The sequence below is a fragment of the Cohnella herbarum genome (assembly GCF_012849095.1).
Taxonomy (GTDB): Bacteria; Bacillota; Bacilli; order Paenibacillales; family Paenibacillaceae; genus Cohnella; species Cohnella herbarum.
In genome coordinates, this window is sequence record NZ_CP051680.1 from 6,993,399 (window position 1) to 7,011,453 (window position 18,055).

Annotated in this window: 13 protein-coding genes; 11 read left to right on the forward strand and 2 right to left on the reverse strand. The window is 53.7% G+C overall.

The features are described from left to right. The first annotated feature begins 105 nt into the window (after nt 1–105). The 3 genes from HH215_RS29430 (at nt 106) to HH215_RS29440 (ending at nt 3,970) form a co-directional block, all read left to right on the forward strand. Nucleotides 106–1,314, forward strand: a complete 1,209-nt coding sequence (locus HH215_RS29430) for a PucR family transcriptional regulator (RefSeq protein ID WP_169283133.1) — start codon at nt 106–108, stop codon at nt 1,312–1,314. 115 nt (nt 1,315–1,429) lie between these two features. Beyond that, complete coding sequence (locus HH215_RS29435; RefSeq protein WP_169283134.1) at nt 1,430–2,791, forward strand: polysaccharide deacetylase family protein; 1,362 nt, start codon at nt 1,430–1,432, stop codon at nt 2,789–2,791. Nucleotides 2,792–2,818: 27 nt separating this feature from the next. Continuing rightward, nucleotides 2,819–3,970, forward strand: coding sequence for an acyltransferase domain-containing protein (locus HH215_RS29440; protein WP_254450621.1), 1,152 nt, complete (start codon nt 2,819–2,821; stop codon nt 3,968–3,970). Nucleotides 3,971–4,114: 144 nt separating this feature from the next. Here HH215_RS29440 and HH215_RS29445 read toward each other — a convergent pair whose 3' ends face one another. Together HH215_RS29445 and HH215_RS29450 are read right to left on the reverse strand one after the other, a co-directional pair. Further along, nucleotides 4,115–5,779: a response regulator gene (locus HH215_RS29445; protein WP_169283136.1), complete on the reverse strand. Its 1,665-nt coding sequence runs from the start codon at nt 5,777–5,779 to the stop codon at nt 4,115–4,117. Next, nucleotides 5,757–7,544 carry a sensor histidine kinase gene (locus HH215_RS29450; RefSeq protein ID WP_169283137.1) on the reverse strand — a complete coding sequence of 596 codons (1,788 nt, stop codon included), beginning with the start codon at nt 7,542–7,544 and terminating at the stop codon, nt 5,757–5,759. Before HH215_RS29450 ends, HH215_RS29445 begins: the two co-directional genes overlap by 23 nt. Before the next feature lie 267 nt (nt 7,545–7,811). Here HH215_RS29450 and HH215_RS29455 point away from each other — a divergent pair, with 267 nt between their 5' ends. From HH215_RS29455 to ald, 8 genes are all read left to right on the forward strand, one after another. After that, nucleotides 7,812–9,359 carry an extracellular solute-binding protein gene (locus HH215_RS29455; RefSeq protein WP_169283138.1) on the forward strand — a complete coding sequence of 516 codons (1,548 nt, stop codon included), beginning with the start codon at nt 7,812–7,814 and terminating at the stop codon, nt 9,357–9,359. A 55-nt stretch (nt 9,360–9,414) separates the two neighbouring features. Further along, nucleotides 9,415–10,302, forward strand: coding sequence for an ABC transporter permease (locus HH215_RS29460; RefSeq protein ID WP_310735515.1), 888 nt, complete (start codon nt 9,415–9,417; stop codon nt 10,300–10,302). A gap of 10 nt (nt 10,303–10,312) precedes the next feature. Then, the gene (locus HH215_RS29465) at nt 10,313–11,182 is read left to right on the forward strand and encodes a carbohydrate ABC transporter permease (protein WP_169283140.1); all 870 of its coding nucleotides are present in this window, start codon (nt 10,313–10,315) and stop codon (nt 11,180–11,182) included. A gap of 60 nt (nt 11,183–11,242) precedes the next feature. Continuing rightward, nucleotides 11,243–12,487 carry a Gfo/Idh/MocA family protein gene (locus HH215_RS29470; protein ID WP_169283141.1) on the forward strand — a complete coding sequence of 415 codons (1,245 nt, stop codon included), beginning with the start codon at nt 11,243–11,245 and terminating at the stop codon, nt 12,485–12,487. Nucleotides 12,488–12,551: 64 nt separating this feature from the next. Continuing rightward, nucleotides 12,552–14,546 (forward strand): alpha/beta hydrolase family protein, encoded by a 1,995-nt coding sequence (locus HH215_RS29475; protein ID WP_169283142.1) that lies wholly within the window; start codon nt 12,552–12,554, stop codon nt 14,544–14,546. Nucleotides 14,547–14,568: 22 nt separating this feature from the next. Then, nucleotides 14,569–15,741, forward strand: a complete 1,173-nt coding sequence (nagA, locus tag HH215_RS29480; protein ID WP_169283143.1) for an N-acetylglucosamine-6-phosphate deacetylase — start codon at nt 14,569–14,571, stop codon at nt 15,739–15,741. A gap of 18 nt (nt 15,742–15,759) precedes the next feature. Continuing rightward, nucleotides 15,760–16,746 carry a Gfo/Idh/MocA family protein gene (locus HH215_RS29485; protein WP_169283144.1) on the forward strand — a complete coding sequence of 329 codons (987 nt, stop codon included), beginning with the start codon at nt 15,760–15,762 and terminating at the stop codon, nt 16,744–16,746. Nucleotides 16,747–16,920: 174 nt separating this feature from the next. Further along, nucleotides 16,921–18,054 carry an alanine dehydrogenase gene (gene ald, locus HH215_RS29490; protein WP_169283145.1) on the forward strand — a complete coding sequence of 378 codons (1,134 nt, stop codon included), beginning with the start codon at nt 16,921–16,923 and terminating at the stop codon, nt 18,052–18,054. Nucleotide 18,055 lies beyond the last annotated feature (1 nt).

Sequence of the window (18,055 nt, forward strand, 5' to 3'; positions counted from 1 at the left end):
GGTCGCTTCCGTAATCCGATGGCCCCATGGTAACATGAAAAGAGAAAATCTGAGAGGAATTGGTTGAGTAGATTCTCTCGTTACGAATGAAGGAGTCTTGGCCGAATGGACGACGACCGAACGATATTTAACCGGAGCTTCGATAGTTTGACGACTCTTGCCGACGCGATCAGCGAGGCGTTGCGTTGCCCGGTCACGATTGAAGATGCCCATCACAGGCTGATCGCCTACAGTACGCACGATCCGCAAACCGATCCGGTAAGGATCGCGACGATTATCGGTCGGCGGGTTCCCGAGAAGGTCATACGGGAACTATGGCAGAACGGCATTATGGGAGCCTTGAACGGAAGCGATGACCCGGTTCGCGTGCCGGCGATAGACGGAATCGGTTTCGGAGACCGAATAGCGATAGCGATTCGCAGGAAAAGCGAAGTATTAGGCTACATTTGGGTGCTGGAGACGGGGAGGCGGCTTGATCCGAACGACATGGCGCAGTTGAAGAAAGCCGCCGAAGCCGTGAAAGCCAACATATTAGAGCTTGAGATGAAGAGCAGGAAAACGGAAAAAGAATATCAGGAGTTTTTCTGGCAACTGCTAACGGGGCATTACTTATCGGGCGAGATGATTCAAGCGAAGGCAGATAAGCTGGGGGTTACTCTTCCTCTCGGTTATTACGTAATCGTGTTTGAATTCGAGTCAGAGATCACGGAAGAAACGCATAGGCAAATCCGTTATCACATTCACACCAATCCTCAAGACAAAGTCGCGCTTCATATCATCAACGGCAAACAGTTGATTTTGTTATCGGGGCAGGCTGACGAGGCTTCCATCCGTCAGATATGGAATCGATTGAGCTCGTCTGCCGTTAACGCCGGGGTAAGTCTGTCTTCCGGCCAATACGCGGAAGTGGAGAAGCGATATCAGGAAGCATTGCTAGTACTGCGGATCAAGAAGCATTATCCCGAAGAAATGAATGCGACCTATCGCTACGAAGATCTGGGTTTCTATCAATTCATGCCGAGAATGGCGGAAGAACGGCGGGAACATGATCACGAGAATGCTCGAATCCGCAGACTGAAAGCCTATGATCGGGAGCATCATTCCGATTTGATTCGAACGTTGGACGTCTTCCTAACTACCGATAGCAATGCGAAGAAGACGGCGGAAATCCTTCATATACATACGAATACGTTGACGTATCGGCTCAAGCGCATCGAGGAAATCGGAGAGCTCGATTTGGACGATATGAACCAGAAGGTATCGCTATATTTAGAGTTGCGGCTGGCGAGGTTCACCGGTCAACCGCTTCGTTAAAAGGGCAATGGAAAGTCAATAAGAGTATGGCGAAGTATGGAACGGTTAATTGGTGGGCATATGCGAAGGGGATATAATGGGAACTATTCGATGACGTCTAGAGGGGGATTGCCGCATGGGGAAGATCAAAGTGTTGTTCTGGTTCGACGTCGAAGACTTCATTAATCCGGAGTCGGAGGAAGCGTTGCTAGGCTTAATGGACCTGTTCGATCAACGCGGTATCGTCGGCATTTTCAAGCTTGTCGGGGAGAAAATAAGAGTTCTCGAGCGGAACGGCCGCGAAGACATTCTCGTTAAGCTAAGACGTCATGAGATCGGATACCATACGGACTGGCATAGCATCCCCCCTGTAGTTACGGTATATCTCGAGCCGTTGGGGTTCCGCGAAGGCGCGGAGGAATTCACGCGGCGGGAGGAGGGCGGTATCGGCGATCTGGCGCGGATTACGGGTCAACCCGTCCGCTGTTATGGTCAACCGGGTCAAGCGTGGGCGCCTCAGACGTTTCCCGCCCTGAATCGTTGGGGCGTATCCGCGTACTTGGACGGCCACGATCAAGTGACGATGGAGGGCAGACCGTTCTGGTACGGCGGGCTGCTTAACTTGGACTCGTTGACGGGCTTAATGAGCTTGCCCTTGAAGGACGGCGCGTTGCCTGAAGCCATGCAAGAATTCGACCGGCTGTGCGAGTTGCAGAAGGACGAAGCGGTTGGCTTCATCAGTATCTTCTACCATCCGACCGAGTTCGTGTTCGCCGAGTTCTGGGACGCGGTGAACTTCTCCAACGGCCGAAACCCCTCTCCGGAGGATTGGGTCAAGCCGCCTTTTCGACCGGAGGGTCATATGCGGATGTACTTGGATCGGGTCGGGGAGTTCATCGACTATACCTTGTCCAAGCCTAACGTGTCGTACGCGAGTACGGATGAGATTGTACGGATGGAACGCAGCGTTTCCCGGGTTCTGAGCGGGGACGAGGTAAAATCGTTCGCGCTCAGAACGGGGAATGAGCTGATCTACTTGACGGAGGGTCCGATGTGCTTATCCGCCTCCGAGCTGTTCTGGGTATTCCGTCAATACGCTCTCGGATTGGAACCCGTACCGGAAATCGTCTATGGCCCGGAACGGGATTATCCCGGAGATCCGGCTAGGGAGGTCCGGGTAAGAGACGTGTTCGAATCGCTCCGCGAGCCTATGCCGGAAGTTTGCGGCTTTAAGCAGTTGCCCGATTATTTCCAAGTCGCGGACGTGAAGATGGACCCCGTTACGATGACTTGTACGCTTGCGGCGATTATTCGCGAAGGCTTAACCGAGGAAGATCGGATCTTCCCGCTGAACGGAACGCTGGCAGCGACGAAGCATGCCATGAACGAGGGGGACTGGGCGGAATATTGGCCTATCTTCCCCGAAGGGTTGCAGGTACCGAATATCGTTGCGATGTCGAGATTGCAGACGTGGACGATCAAACCGGCATTATTCTAATGAAATGAGTGAATCGCTTTGGACAATATGGACTTTCTGACGGAATCGAAAATTGCGGAGTTTAACCGGCTTCTACGCTTGCCTCAGCCGGCATTAGACGTCTTGTATGAAGCCGCGGCGATCGTTCGCGAGCATTCGGGGCTGCGCGAGCTGCTACGGCAGAGCGGCTTAAGCAGGATCCCGGTTGCGGATGCCGATAACGATATGGGGGCTTTGGCTGCAACCGTCGCGGAATACCCGAAGTTCTTGGAGGATCATGCCGCGTACCTGCGAACCGAAATGGGGGACCGAGCGGGGATGTTCGCCGTCATCCTGGTGCTCGGCTTGTTGGATCGGACAATCGCTTATTACGGCTCGAAGCGAATTCCGGAAGAGGTGCTGATCGAGACTTTAAAAGATTTGACGATCTGGATGAAGCATCATTATGCTCATAACGGCACCTGGGGACTTGCCGAATTAAGCTGGTTGCTTAACCATGCGACCGGGCAACTGTTTCGGCTTGGGCGGTTGCAGTTCGCGCATAAAGCGTTTAATCATGCGGTCGTTGTCCTGCGTAACGCGAATAGCGGAGAGGTCGTCATTCTCTCCGAGCCGGGCGTCAATTACCGCCGGGACGGGCGGGTAGACGGCACGAACGGGAAATACGAATCGGAACAAGGCTGGCAGGCCCGGTACGATCAATCGGATGATCGCTTTATCGTCGGCAACCCGATTCGATCTTCCGGCTTTGCGTCGGAAGAGACGATACGGCTTTCCGCGTCCGATTGGGTCGTCGTGCTGCGGCGCGGCGATCCCGTATTGGAGGTTCACATTCCGGAGGATGGTCCGATGCGGCCGGAACAATGCAGAGAGTCCTTCGATAATGCCACTCGGTTCTATCGCGAGCAATTTCCGGAGAAACCGTACCGGGCATTCGTCTGCACGTCCTGGCTTCTAGATCCTCAGCTCGCGGACCTTGTCCCCGCCCCCGCGAACATTACGTCATTCCAGAAGACGTTCTCGCTGTTTCCCGTATTGTCGGACGAGCGAGAAACTTACCGGAGAGTGTTCGGGACGGACGATCTGGACCCGGTTACGGCTAGTCGGGATACGGGCTTAAGACGGGCGATCGTCGAATACGCGGAAGCGGGTCATCTTCTTCACGGCGGCGCAGGGTTATTGCTAGCGGATGCGATCTAAGACCTGAGCATCCGAAATTCGCTGGATATAAACAGCCGATGAGCAATTGGGATAAGTATGCGACGGGGCTGAACGCGCTTGGGCTACAGGATGTATTGAAGGTATACGAACAGGCTTCCGACCGCTCGCAGCAATAGTTCCCCGCTAGCGTCCCTGTTGCAAGTCCCTGTAGTCTTGAGGGGCGATATTCATCAGTTTCTTGAAAAAACGGGAGAAGGCGATCCCGGATTGATAACCGACTTCTATGGCGATTTCATGGATTTTCATATCGCTATGCGAGATCAGATGCTTCGCTTTCTCCAAGCGGGCTTCCGTTATATAATCCGAGATGCCTTTGCCCGTTATTTGCTTGTACAGCCTGGACAAATAGGTTGGATTCAGATGAACGTGCTCTCCTAATCTCGTAAGCGATAAATCCTGATTCAGATTGTCGAGGATATATTGATCGACATCTTCGACTAAACGATCCGAATGATCTTTCTGGTCGATTGACGCATGCTCGAAGAGGGATAAGGCAAGGTTGCGGTAATAGTCCGCGTAGCGCTCCCATTCGAGATCCGGGTTCATCCGGAGCAGGAGATCAAGACTAATTTTCTCGGTCCTGTCCGATAGAAGCTGTCTGCGATTCATAAAACCGATGAACAAATGGGATAAATAGTGTAACGTCTCCAAACGTAACCCGATGTGATCGCCGGCTTCTCTGACGGTGACTACGAGATCCTCGAAAAGTTCTATGAATTCCGAACTCTTGCCGCTCGCCAGCAGACCCGGGAGGGCGGAATACCGCGCCAGCTTTAGATAGACGCTGGATTCCACGGGGCTCATCGCCAAGGTTCGTTGCTTCGTATGATGATTGATCAGCTCTTCGTCCGTAGTCAGCAGCTCTTGATTCAATCCGATCCCGCTCTGCATGAGAAATTCTAACCGGTGCAGCTTTTCCCCGATGTGTTCCCAAGAGGTAGCCGAGCCGCCGAGCACAACGGAAAGCCGCAGCTTAAGCAACTCGCGGCAAGTGTTCTGGATCGTCTCCAACGTTCCATAGAAAAACCGGAACGATTTGCTCGTTTCTTTGCGGTCGTCCAGCTCGTCCATTGGTTGCCAAATTCCGACGATGTGCGACGAATCCAGGTTAAGCGTAACCATTCGTACCTTGGGCGATAAGTATTCATTCATAATATTCCGTACGGAATAGAGGAGCAGCGCCCGATCCGACCAGGTCATCGATTGCTTCCACCTGTCGATCCGCGCGACGACGAGATAGACGGGGGTGGCAGGGTGCAGGTCGATCTCCAGCGCGCGAAATTGCTCGCATCGATCGTTCGATCCGATCGGTTTGCCTTGAAGAAGCTCGAGCAGAAATTCCCGTTGCAACGAAGGAAGGGCCACGCGGAATTGAGTTTGGGCTTTCGCGATCAACACCCGCGAGTTGCGTTCCTCGAGAACTTCGCCCGCGGCTTTGTATACGGCTTCGAGAATGCGGGCATCTCCTTCCGTCTTCATAATGAAGTCGGATCCGCCAAGAATAATGGCCTCTCTGGCGAAGTTGAAGTCATGATAACTCGTTAAGAAGATCACTTTGCACTGCGGTTGCCGTTGCTTCACTTCCTTCAATAACTCCAATCCCGAAATTTCGGGCATCTTGATATCGGTCACGATGATATCGATCTGATGATCCCGCATAACGGAGAAGGCCCCCGGCACGGAATACGCCTTGTAAACCTCCATAGGCATTCGTTGTTCCTCGCAGAACAATTCGTACAAACCGTCCGCGATGATCGGCATATCGTCAACGATCAACAGCTTCAGCATCCGGCGTCCCTCCCTTTCTTACGATGACAATCTGTATTTTCAGCCCGCCCATCACGCTTCGAGATAGAACAAGCCCGGATTCATCTCCGAACTTAAGACGAAGACGTCGATGCACGTTGATCATTCCCGTACTTTCCTCCGTTTGTTTGTCCGCTTCGGAGAGCTTCGCGACAAGCGTCTCCAATTGCGAATCGTCCAGTTGCTTGCCGTTGTCCTCCACGTCGATGCGAACGTACTGCCCGTCCGCATGGAAGGAGACGGATAGTTCGCCTCGGGCTAACTGCTTCTCGAACACGTGATTGAAGCAATTTTCGAGCAGAGGCTGCAGGATTAAGCGGGGAACCATCACTTGTTTGATCTCTTCGGGCAGGGGTTCGAACTTTACGAATACCCTTTGGTCAAAGCAAACCGATTGAATGTCGACGTAAGTCTGCGCATGAAGAACGTCGTCTTCCAGTTTGATTTCGTCCGAGGCGTCTCTCGTGACGAATTGGAAGTAACGTCCGAGATATTCGGTGAACCGCGAGGCTTTATCCGCATTCCCGGAACGAACGAGGCGATGCAACACGAAAAAGTTATTGTAGAGAAAATGAGGATTGATCTGAGATTGAAGCCGCTTCAACTCGGAACGTTGATTGAGCAGCTTCTGTTCGTAGACGACGTTCACCATGTTATCGAGCGTTTCCGTCATATTATTGAAGCGACGGTATAAGTAGCCGAATTCGTCTTCGTTCCTATGGGCTAGGGAGAATCGCAATTGTCCGATTTCGACCCTTCGGAAGGCGTGGATCAACATTCTTAACGGTTTGTGAATCAGCTTGTACAGCCCGAGCGAGAACAGGATAATGATCAGAATCGATATGAGGGAGAAGGAGTAGAAATACTTCTTGTATATGCTTAACGAATCGTAGATTTCCGACTCCGGCGCGTATGCGGCAAGCAGGACGTTAGAGCCGGCCCAAGGTTCGTAGACAATGAAATAGGACTCGCCCCGAATGTTCTCCGTGACGACGCGGGGGCCGTAACCTCGAGATTCGTTAACGGCATTCGCGAGCAGGCGGCGTTTGATTTCGCTGCCGGCGGAGTCTTGTTTATTCGCGGAAATTTCCCACGTGTTCCGCATATCGAACAACAGCGCTCCTCCGCGGTCGAAGCTCATGATTTTCGAAATATAGTCCGCAACGGTCGCTTCCGAGATTTGCACGGCAAGAATGAGCATTCCTTCTTTGTCCCCGGGGGACGTAATGAAGGGAGCATTCATGTATAAGCGATCGTTCCATAAGATAAACGGTTTTGCTTGCGTCTTCAGAGCTTCGAAAGATTCGGCTTGGAAGGAGCTGTTGCCTCCGATTTTCGCCACCGTCGTGTTCATTAAAGGAAGATAGGCGATCGAATCCGAAACGAAGCGCGTCGAGTATTGAATTCTGTTGAGATAGGGGCCGACTTTACTTAAGAATGCCGCTTTCTCTAAATAGGAAATATCGGGCTTTATGACCTCCACATGCTCGATTGCAATATCAAGCGCGCTCATATTGAGCATTTGCTGGATTCTCTGAACTTCACCATCGAGGATATTGCTGTAGGATTGCAGGGAGCTGGTCAGCGCCCGTTCGATTTCCTTGCGATTGTTGTCGGCACCGATATTCGTAATGACGTAATTGAATACGTACAACGGCGTAACGAGGATAAACAAGCTTGCGATAAGCTTCGTCAGAATCGATCTGTCCGCTATTAACTTCGGGAGGCGTCTCCATAGCTGCGGCACTCTTATCCCCCTTTAGGCGATCTCGCGAATTCCTTCCTATATTATACCGAATGAACGGCTGCTTGAGGGCTTAACAATCGTCAACATCGCTTAACGAATCTCTACCTGATTCCCGGTAAGAGCATTCAAACCTACGTTCGAGCGGATGGGAAAATAGTTAACGAAGATCGGATAAAGTTAGATTTGGTTTATTTCGGGAATGAGAGGCGTGCATTATCATGAAATAGCAAGCTAGTTCGACGAGTCGATTCGAAGGGGAGCTAAAATATGAAAAGAAGATCGTGGACGACGATTGCATTGATCCTCGCGATGGCATTGATCGCGGCTTGCTCGTCGGGAAACAACAAGGAAACTTCCGGCAGTCCGAAGGCTAGCGCGGCTGCCAGTACGGCTAAAGCATCGGAGAGCGCTGGCGAAGCTTCCGAGCAGCCGCCGACGAAACTGACCATGATGGTACAAAGCCATCCTTCGTGGCCAGTGAACAAAGATTGGCTCGTCTATCGGGAGCTTGGCGCGCTAGCGAACGTTCAATTGGACGTGAGCGGATATCAAGGGGACTGGTGGGAGGCCATCCCGCTCGTTATCGCATCCGGAGACCTTCCGGATCTCATGTGGATGTCGGGCCCGGACATTATCCATCAGTACGGCAGCGAAGGCGCCCTGGTTAATTTGCTTGATCATATGGATAAGATGCCGAACCTTGAAGCGTGGATAACCGATCATCGGGAAATTACCAACGCGTTGTTGTCGACGGACGGCAAGCTGTTCATGAACCCCGCGCAAGGCGCATATGGCGACTGGGATGGCTTGTGGTTATATCGCGAGGATATCTTTAAGAAAAATAACCTCGAGGTACCGAAAACTTACGATGAATTGTTCGAAGTATTGTTGAAGCTGAAGGAAATTTACCCGGATAGCTATCCTCTCTTCCTGCCGGACTGGGGCGCTATGAACCAGATCGCGCTCAGCTTCGGAACGGAAAATTCGTTCTATTACAACGAAGAGACGAAGTCTTGGCAATACGGTCCGACCGAGGACAATTACAGGCAAGCGCTGCAGTTTGTCGTCGATGCTTACGAAGCGAAGCTCATTCCGGTCGAATTCGGCAGCTTGGACAGCAACAAGCGCAATGAAATGATCACGACCGACCAATCGTTCATCGTGTTCGGTTATATAGGCCATATCGATACGTACAACAACCTGGCAAGAGCGGCGAATCCGGATTTCAAAATAGCCCAGTTTACGCCTCCGGGCGGAGCGGGTCATCCAGGCTATCATGGCAGCCAATTTATGTTCCAGGAAGGTCTTACGGTTACGACCCCGTCCAAAAACAAGGACGCGGCGTTCAAGTTCATCGATTCCATGTTTACCGAGAAAGGCAAAGAGATCGCCAGCTGGGGGAAAGAAGGAATTACGTTCGAGAAAGCCGAGGGCGGGAACAAGTACTTGCCTATCGTGAAAGACGCGGCTACTCGATCGGTTAGTTTCGGTCTTCGCACGGCCGGCGTTAACGCGTGGTTCGACAACGAGGCGAATATCGCGCTCATGAACGAAGAGACGAAGGCCTCCTATCTGGAAGCCGGCAAGCATATTAAACCTGCCGGGAAGACGGTCATTTTCACGAAGGAAGAAAGAGATTCGATCGCCCTTAAGCAAGAAGCGATCGGCAAATACGTCTCCGAGAACGTGAGCAAGTTCATTATCGGGCAGCGTTCGATGAGCGAGTGGGATGCCTACGTGAAAGGCGTTAACGATCTAGGCTTGAGCGACGTGTTGAAAGTATACGAGCAGGCGTTTGCCCGTTCGCGGCAATAGGAAAGGAAGGCTGCCGACGATGAACGCAACTTACCGAAAACCATTTTTGAAGAGGATGAACGATAGCAAATATTTATTGTTGCTATTCTTACCTACCGCCTTATACTATCTAATCTTCGAATATGGCCCGATGTTCGGCATCGTGGTGGCCTTCAAAGATTACAACACTTTCGCTGGGGTTTGGGCTAGCGACTGGGTAGGACTTAAGTATTTCAGGATTTTCCTATTCGAGAATCCCGATTTCCTTAAGCTGCTGCGGAATACGTTCCTGATCGGCGTTTATTCGCTCGTATGGGGTTTCCCGGCGCCGATCGTGCTGGCGTTGTTCCTGAACGAATTGCGCAGCAACATCTTCAAGCGCGTGGTCCAGACGGTAAGCTATTTGCCGCACTTTATTTCCAATGTCATCATCGTCAGCATGATCGTCATGTTCCTATCGCCGGACGGCGGATTGATTAACAAGCTCATCGGTTTGTTCGGGGAAGAGCCGATTTATTTTCTGTCCAAGTCGGAGATGTTTCGAACGATCTTCGTTTCATCGGGCATATGGCAAGGGGTAGGATGGGGAACGATCATTTATTTGGCCGCGCTTACGTCCGTCGATCCTCATCTGTACGAAGCGGCGGAACTCGACGGGGCCGGGCGCTGGAAGAAAATGATCCACGTCTCGCTTCCCGGCATCGTTCCGATCATTATCATTTTGCTTATCCTCAATATCGGCGGGTTGCTCGGGACGGGGTTCGAGAAGGTGTTCTTGCTCTACAATCCGATGCTTTACGAGACGGCCGACATTTTCTCCACCTATACGTACAGAGTCGGATTGCTGCAAGGCAATTTCAGCTACGCGACGGCAATCGGAGTATTTAACGGCGTCGTCGGTTTCGTTCTGATCGTCCTAACGAATTATATCGCGCGCAAAACGCGGGAAACCAGCTTGTGGTAGGAGGGAAAACATGAGAACGAAAGTCGGCGTGTTCGATGTCGTCAACGTAATGATCATGATCGGACTTATAGTCGTTACCCTCTACCCGTTCTGGTATATGATCAGCGTCTCGCTTAGCGACGAGCTTGCCGTAATGCAAGGGAAAGTCTCCCTATGGCCGGTCGATTTCACTTTCGGTTGGTACGAGCAAGTATTTAACGATCCTAGAATCACGATCGGATACCGGAATACGATCTTCTACACGACGTTAGGTACGGCTATCGCGTTAATGGTTACTTCGATGGGAGCCTTCGCGCTGTCTCAGAAGAGAATGTTATTCCGCAAGTGGATCATGCTCGCTATCGTCTTTACGATATTGTTCGGCGGAGGGATGATTCCTAGTTTTCTTGTCGTCAAGGAGCTAGGCATTCTGAACACGCCATGGGCCATGATGCTGCCCGGCGCGGTTGGCACGTTTAATCTGCTCGTCTTTCGCACGTTTTTCGAGGAACTGCCGGAGGAGTTGTTCGATGCAGGGAGAATAGACGGGTTGAAAGATATCGGATTGTTCCTTCGTATCGTCGTTCCCTTGTCCAAACCGGTATATGCGGCGATTGGTCTGTTCTCCGCCGTGGGGATCTGGAATAACTTCTATAGCGCGATCTTGTACTTAAGAAATCCGGATCTCTTTCCGCTAACGATGATCCTGAGGGATCTGATCATCAAAGGCACGCTGGATGCGGAGATGGCGACCCAGGCTACGGTTGGCGGAGATTTGGTCACGACGGACGCGCTTAAGTTCGCGACGATCATGGTCACGATGCTTCCCATTCTGCTGCTGTATCCGTTTCTGCAGAAATATTTCGTCAAAGGCGTCATGCTGGGATCAATCAAAGGCTAAGAGATGGATGGTTTTCGTCGAACTTTACGGAATTAAACTACGGACGGGAAGTGTATACGCATGATCGAAGCGGCGTTGCTGGGCGCCGGCGGAAGAGGAATGTTCGCCTACGCCTCCTATGCGCTTAAACGACCGGACGAAATCAAGTTCGTCGCGGTCGCCGAACCGAATGCGGAGAAGCGGGAACGCTTCGCCAGGGAGCATGCGATTCCCCCGGAGAGAACGTTCTCCGGTTGGGAGGAGTTGCTAGAGCAGCCCCGACTCTGCCAAGCGCTGTTCATCTGCACTCAGGATGCCGATCACTACGCTCCTTCGATGAAGGCGTTGGATGTCGGATACGATATCATTCTCGAGAAACCGATGGCGACGAGCCCATTGGAATCGTTGGCTATCGCGCAGAAAGCGGAGCGGCTTGGCCGCCTGCTGACCGTATGCCACACGATGCGTTATTCTAACTATTTTAACAAGCTGAAAGAATTGATAGATAGCGGAACGATCGGTAGGATCATGTCGGTGCAATGGACCGAGAACGTCGGATATTGGCATCAAGCGCACAGCTTCGTGCGGGGCAACTGGCGTCGGGCGGACGAGACGAGCCCGATGATTCTGGCGAAGAGCTGTCATGACATGGATATTTTGCAACATATCGTCGGAGGCGAAGTGCTGCGCGTTTCCTCATTCGGAAGCTTGTCGTTCTTCAAGCCGGACAACGCGCCGGAAGGCTCGACGAAACGCTGTACGGACGGCTGCAAGGTAGAGCACGAGTGTCCCTTCTCGGCAATCAAATGGTATTACAACGAGAAGGACGAATGGCCGCAATCTATCGTTTCGTTGACGCCTACGCTGGAAGCCAGAGGCAAGGCGCTAAGGGAAGGGCCGTACGGCAGATGCGTATTCCACTGCGACAATGACGTCGTCGACCATCAGGTCGTAAATTTGTTATTCGACAATGAAGTTACAGTAGCGTTCACTATGTCCGCCTTCTCCACGGACAATACGCGCAGTTTCAAGATAATGGGAACCGCCGGTGAAATCCGCGGTTACGAGAAACGAAACGAGTTGGAGGTTATCCGGTTTTCCGGAGAGCGTTACGCGGTGAATCCGGAAACCGTCGAAGGCGGCCATGGCGGAGCGGACACGAAGATGATGATGGATTTCGTGAAGCAACTCGAGAGCGGGGAAAGCCAAGGCAAGTCGGGCGGGCTCGTATCGGCGCGCAGCCACTTGATCGCCTTTGCGGCGGAAGAGTCCAGGCTGACCGGCAGGACGATCACGATGAGCGAATACGTCGCCGGGTTGCGATGAAGATGAAGGTCCCCTCGGCTGTTACGGCCTGCGGGGACCTTTCGATTAGAAGGAGGGACGACGTATGAGTATCGCCGGGTTCGCCGGGGGTTATTACGATGTAGGCGCTCAACTGCCGGAGTATTTAAGTCGATTGGCACGCTCGCGCTTCGAACGCGATCGCGCGGATAAGATGAAGCTTCAAGATGTGCGGAGTTTCGAGGAGAGGAGAGACCGGTTGAAGCGTTATTACGATCGGCTTATCGGCGGTATGCCGGAGAATAAGACCCCGTTAAACGCGGAATGCACCGGAGTGTTGGAACGAAGCGGGTACGAAATTCGCAAAGTCGTCTATCAAAGCCTGCCGGGAATTTACGTGACGTCCAATCTATACGTCCCGACTATCGGCAGCGGTCCTTACCCCGCGGTCGTGTTCGCTTGCGGGCATATCGAAGCGGCCAAAGCGGCGCCGATCTATCAGAAGGTATGCATAGAGCTCGTTCGCAACGGAATGGCCGTATTGGCCGTCGACCCGATTTCCCAAGGGGAGCGAATGCAGGGTTATGACCGGACGGCTGGCCGGACGCTCGTTCGTTGGCATGCCGAGCATACGTATCTCGGCCTTCAGTGCGAACTGTTGGGAAGGCACATTAATCGTTACTTCACTTGGGACCTGATCCGGTCCGTGGATTACTTGTGCACGCTGGGGGAAATCGATCCCTTGCGAATCGGCGCGACGGGCAATTCGGGCGGAGGCATCCAAACGATCATGGCCATGATCTCGGACGAGAGAATTGCCGCCGCCGCGCCTTGCACTTATATAACTTCGCGAGATGCCTACATGAAGACGGGACAACCGCAGGACGGGGAGCAAATATGGGACGGGGCCATCCTCGAAGGGATGGATTACGACGATTACGTGACGCTATTCGCCCCTAAGCCGGTATTGATCGGAGCCGTGGAATCGGACTTCTTCTGCATTGAGGGCACGTTGGATAGCTATGAGATGGCAAAGAGGGCGTATCGGCTATTCGATCGGGAGTCGAATGTGACGCTTGGGGTGGCCAAAGGCACTCATTCGTTCAATGACGAGCTGCGGCGTATCATCGTCGCGTGGTTCGTTAAGCAATTTCGCGGTACGGATGATCCGGTACGGTTATCACCGGACGAAATCCGGCCCGAGAGGACCGAGTCTCTCCGATGCACGTCCTCCGGTCAAGTATTGGCGGAATTCCCCGATGCCGTTTCCGTGCAAGAGGATAACGCCCGATGGCTTCCGGCGGCGCGGAGTCGAATGCGGCAATCGTCGGCAAACCCTGAGCAATGGAAGGGAAAGGTCGGGTCTTGGTTGAAGATGCCTCCGGCAAACGCTAAACCCATCTATCCGCGCATCATCCAATCGGAGCGGGCCGACAGATCGGGAAGCTGCATGGAACAAGCGTTTCTCCGCGAGCGAATCCTGTTCTTCAGCGAACCGGATATGATGGTCGGGGGCATCCATATCGAGCGGGAGGGAAGCGCGCCGGACCGGACAACCGTTCTGTTGCTGGACGAGGGCGCGGACGGCATTCATCTGGAGAACGATTGGCTGGTTCAATTGACGGCGGACGGCCGGGTATTCGCTTTCGACCCGAGGGGAACGGGGGCTTTCCGCAGCAGAGCGGTGAACGGAAGAGAGTTCGACGCGATGTTCGGCACGGAATACAAGCTGGGCTGCGACGCGCGCATGCTGGGCCGGCCGTTGCCGGGGATGAGAGTATTCGATACGATTCGCGCTCTGGATTATGCCGCGCAGAGGAATCCCGGAACGAAGCTATCCTTAGCGGGCAAAGGCTTCGCTGCGATCTATGCCTTGTTGGCCGGCATTCTGGATGATCGCGTGGACGAGATAGTTCTCGAGAATATACCCGAATCTTTCGCGGACATCGTGGATCAGCGCTTCTATCGGTACGACGTTCGGTATCACTGGTACGGGGTATTGCTCGAATTCGATTTGCCCGAGTTGATCGAGGCATTCGGCCGACTAAAGCGCATTCGAATCGCGAACGTTCCCGATATCGGCAATATCGTACGGTTCTGAGAGAAAGGGGAGGCATAGAAAAGTGGCTACTTTATGGTACAACGCGCGGATCGCGGCGCCTAGGGGCATACTGGCGGACGGTTATCTGCTGGTCGACGGAACCGGCGTCATTCGCGAGATCGGTCAGTCGGCCAACGGAAAAGTCGCCTCATCCGAAGCAACCGAAACCAGGGATTTGAATGGGAAACTCGTACTGCCCGGATTGATCGACGTTCATGTACACGGGGGCGGAGGCTTCGATACGATGCGGGGCGCGTACGACGACCTTGACGGGATGAGCCGCTTTCACGCGGAGAACGGTACGACTTCCTTCCTGGCGACGCTTACGACGGCGGATCCGGACGTGCTTGAAAGCGTACTGGCCGTAACGGCGAAAGCAACGAAAGCCGGCGTCTCGGGAGCGGAGCTGTTAGGCGCCCACTTGGAGGGGCCGTTCTTAAACGCGATTCGAGCGGGAGCGCAGAGCAAGGCTCATATCGCGAATCCTGATCCTTCGCTAACGGAGCGCTTCTTGAAAGCGTCGGACGGGTCAATGAGACTCGTGACTCTGGCTCCTGAGTTACCGGGCGGACTTGCGGCCGCATCGAGGTTTGCGGCAGCCGGCGTTACCGTATCCGCGGGGCATACCGACGCCACCTTCGAGGAGATGGAAGCCGCGGTTCGCCATGGCGTGACGCATATGACGCATCACTTCAACGGGATGCGTCCGCTTCATCACCGCGAGCCGGGTGCCGTCGGAGCGGGATTGCTGCTGCCATCGTTGACGATCGAGTTGATCGCGGACGGCATTCATACGCATCCGGAAGTCGTTCGAATGGCGTTCATGACCAAACCGATTTCGCGAATATGCATGATTACGGATGCCGTCATGTGCGCCGGTCTTCCGGACGGGGAGTACGGCGACTCCGTCATGGAGAACGGTCGTATCTATTCGAAAGACCGAACTACGCTTGCGGGCAGCTCGCTGACGATGATCGCGGCTCTTCGCAATACGATAGCTTTTACCGGGTTGCCAATATGGCGCGTTTTACCGGCTTTCACCGCCGTACCTGCCCGCCAGATCGGCGCGCAAGCCCGCAAAGGAACGCTGGAGGCAGGGAAAGACGCCGACTTTATCGTGGTAGACGATCAATGCGAGCTATGGATGACGATCGTTCGCGGGCAAGTCGTCGTGAATAGGGAGACGGAAGGATAACGCGAGGGGGATTAAACCGTGTCGGAAAAGGAACTAAGGGTTGCCGTAATCGGCGCAGGAGCGATCGCGGGCAATCATTTCGAAGCGATTCAAGCGACCGCCGGATTGAGGGCATGCGCGGTTGCGGACATTGATCAGGATCGAGCCGATGAACTCGCCGGTCGATACGGGATCAACTCTTATCAAGATTACCGGGAGTTGATAGAGCGGGAGCGGCCGGATGTAGTTGCTATCGCATTGCCTCATTATTTGCACAAGGAGGCGGCGATTTTCGCCGCGGGATTCGGATGCCATCTCATGCTGGAGAAGCCGATGGCCTTGTCGGTATCGGAATGCGACGAAATCATTCGGGCCGCTGTGGCGGCGAACATTCGGATGCTGATCGGGCATACGCAGCATTATATGGCTGACAATTTACATGCGAAACGTATTCTACGGAGCGGCGATTTAGGTCGTCTCGTTATGATCCATGATGTCAGGCACATGAACTACTACAGGCCGTCCCGTCCCGATTGGTTTCTGGAGAAAGCCAAATCCGGCGGCGGCGTATTGGCTAATCTCGGAACCCACTCCATCGATAAGATTCAATGGTTGACGGGTAGCGCCGTTCGCAAGGTGAACGCGTCGATCAGCCATTATGGCAACCGAGGCGACGTCGAGGGCGGCGGCATGGTGTATTTGGAGCTGGCTAACGGAGTGCCGGCTACCGTCGTTCAATCCGGTTATATCGGCGCGGCACGCAACGAGACGGAAATCATTTGCACGAAGGGCATGCTCAAGCTGATAACGGGCGACAGCCTTTGGATCAGCAGGGGAGGCCCCTATGAGCGGCTTGAAGTGCCGGAGACGGCTACTCCTTTCGAATTGCAGTATGCCGACTTGTTGGAAGCGATTCGGACGGGAAGCGAATCCGGCTGCCCGGCTTCGTACGGAAGAGAAGTCATCGCCGTTCTGGAGGCGGTATATCGCTCCGCGGCATCGGGGACGGTACAGCTCGTTCTTTGAGTGGCCATCCGGTAAGCGGCAGGGAGGCAATTTCCGCCGGACAACCGTTTCGTTAAAAAGGACAAAAACAAACGAAAAATTTCTGATTTTGCCACAAACGCGAATCGAAAATCCTCTTATATACTTGCTATGTAGGGAAAGCTGACATAACTAATCTATAAGGGGGGAAATCCCATGCTGATCGGTGTGCCGAAAGAAATCAAGAACAACGAAAGCCGCGTGGCGATGACGCCTGCAGGCGTCGTTACGCTAGTAAGCAATGGGCATCAAGTGTTGGTGGAGATAGGAGCCGGACTCGCTAGCGGATTTACGGACGAAGAGTATAGGAATGCCGGGGCCGAATTGGCACGCGACGCCGAACAATTGTGGGCGGCAGCGGGGATGGTTATGAAAGTAAAGGAACCGTTGCCCTCCGAATATCGTTACTTTCGTCCAGGGTTGATCTTGTTCACGTATTTGCATCTCGCGGCGGAGCCCGAACTGGCAAGGGCTCTCTCGGATAACGGGGTAACGGCTATCGCGTACGAAACGGTGGAAGCGAATCGGGCCCTTCCGCTGCTGACTCCGATGAGCGAAGTGGCGGGCCGGATGTCCGTTCAGATCGGGGCTCAGTTGCTGGAAAGGCCTCATGGAGGAAAAGGCATTCTACTCGGCGGGGTACCGGGGGTTAAACGAGGGAAAGTGACGATCATCGGAGGCGGGGTTGTCGGTACGAACGCCGCGAAAATCGCCGTCGGTCTCGGAGCGGACGTCACGATCATCGATCTTAGCGCGGACCGCCTTCGGCAACTGGACGATATTTTCGGAAGCGCGCTAACGACTCTGATCTCCAATCCGATGAATATCGCCGAAGCGGTGGCGGAATCGGATTTGGTCATCGGAGCGGTGCTGATCCCGGGTGCGAAGGCGCCTAGGCTGGTCACGGAACGAGTGGTTGCAGCGATGAAGCCGGGATCTGTTATCGTGGACGTCGCGATCGATCAAGGCGGCATATTCGAGACGGTCGATAGAATAACGACCCATGACGATCCGACTTACAGGAAACACGACGTCGTTCATTACGCGGTAGCGAATATGCCGGGAGCCGTTCCGAGAACGTCGACGATCGCCTTAACGAACGCGACCGTTCCTTATGCCGTGCAAATGGCCAATAAAGGATGGAGGCAAGCGGCCGAAGACAATCCGGCTCTTAAGCGGGGAGTTAACGTTGCCGGGGGACGGGTGACTTACGAAGCGGTAGCCGCGGCTCTTGGGTACGAATATCTATCGTGCGATAACGCGTTGGAACTTGCGGGCAGCCAGAGTTAAC

Excerpts from the sequence above, each read along its gene's own strand:
- HH215_RS29430 (WP_169283133.1), top strand. The coding sequence starts at position 106 with ATGGACGACGACCGAACGATATTTAACCGGAGCTTCGATAGTTTGACG.
- HH215_RS29435 (WP_169283134.1), top strand. The coding sequence starts at position 1,430 with ATGGGGAAGATCAAAGTGTTGTTCTGGTTCGACGTCGAAGACTTCATT.
- HH215_RS29440 (WP_254450621.1), top strand. The coding sequence starts at position 2,819 with ATGGACTTTCTGACGGAATCGAAAATTGCGGAGTTTAACCGGCTTCTA.
- HH215_RS29445 (WP_169283136.1), bottom strand. The coding sequence starts at position 5,779 with ATGCTGAAGCTGTTGATCGTTGACGATATGCCGATCATCGCGGACGGT.
- HH215_RS29455 (WP_169283138.1), top strand. The coding sequence starts at position 7,812 with ATGAAAAGAAGATCGTGGACGACGATTGCATTGATCCTCGCGATGGCA.
- HH215_RS29460 (WP_310735515.1), top strand. The coding sequence starts at position 9,415 with ATGAACGATAGCAAATATTTATTGTTGCTATTCTTACCTACCGCCTTA.
- HH215_RS29465 (WP_169283140.1), top strand. The coding sequence starts at position 10,313 with ATGAGAACGAAAGTCGGCGTGTTCGATGTCGTCAACGTAATGATCATG.
- HH215_RS29470 (WP_169283141.1), top strand. The coding sequence starts at position 11,243 with ATGATCGAAGCGGCGTTGCTGGGCGCCGGCGGAAGAGGAATGTTCGCC.
- HH215_RS29475 (WP_169283142.1), top strand. The coding sequence starts at position 12,552 with ATGAGTATCGCCGGGTTCGCCGGGGGTTATTACGATGTAGGCGCTCAA.
- ald (WP_169283145.1), top strand. The coding sequence starts at position 16,921 with ATGCTGATCGGTGTGCCGAAAGAAATCAAGAACAACGAAAGCCGCGTG.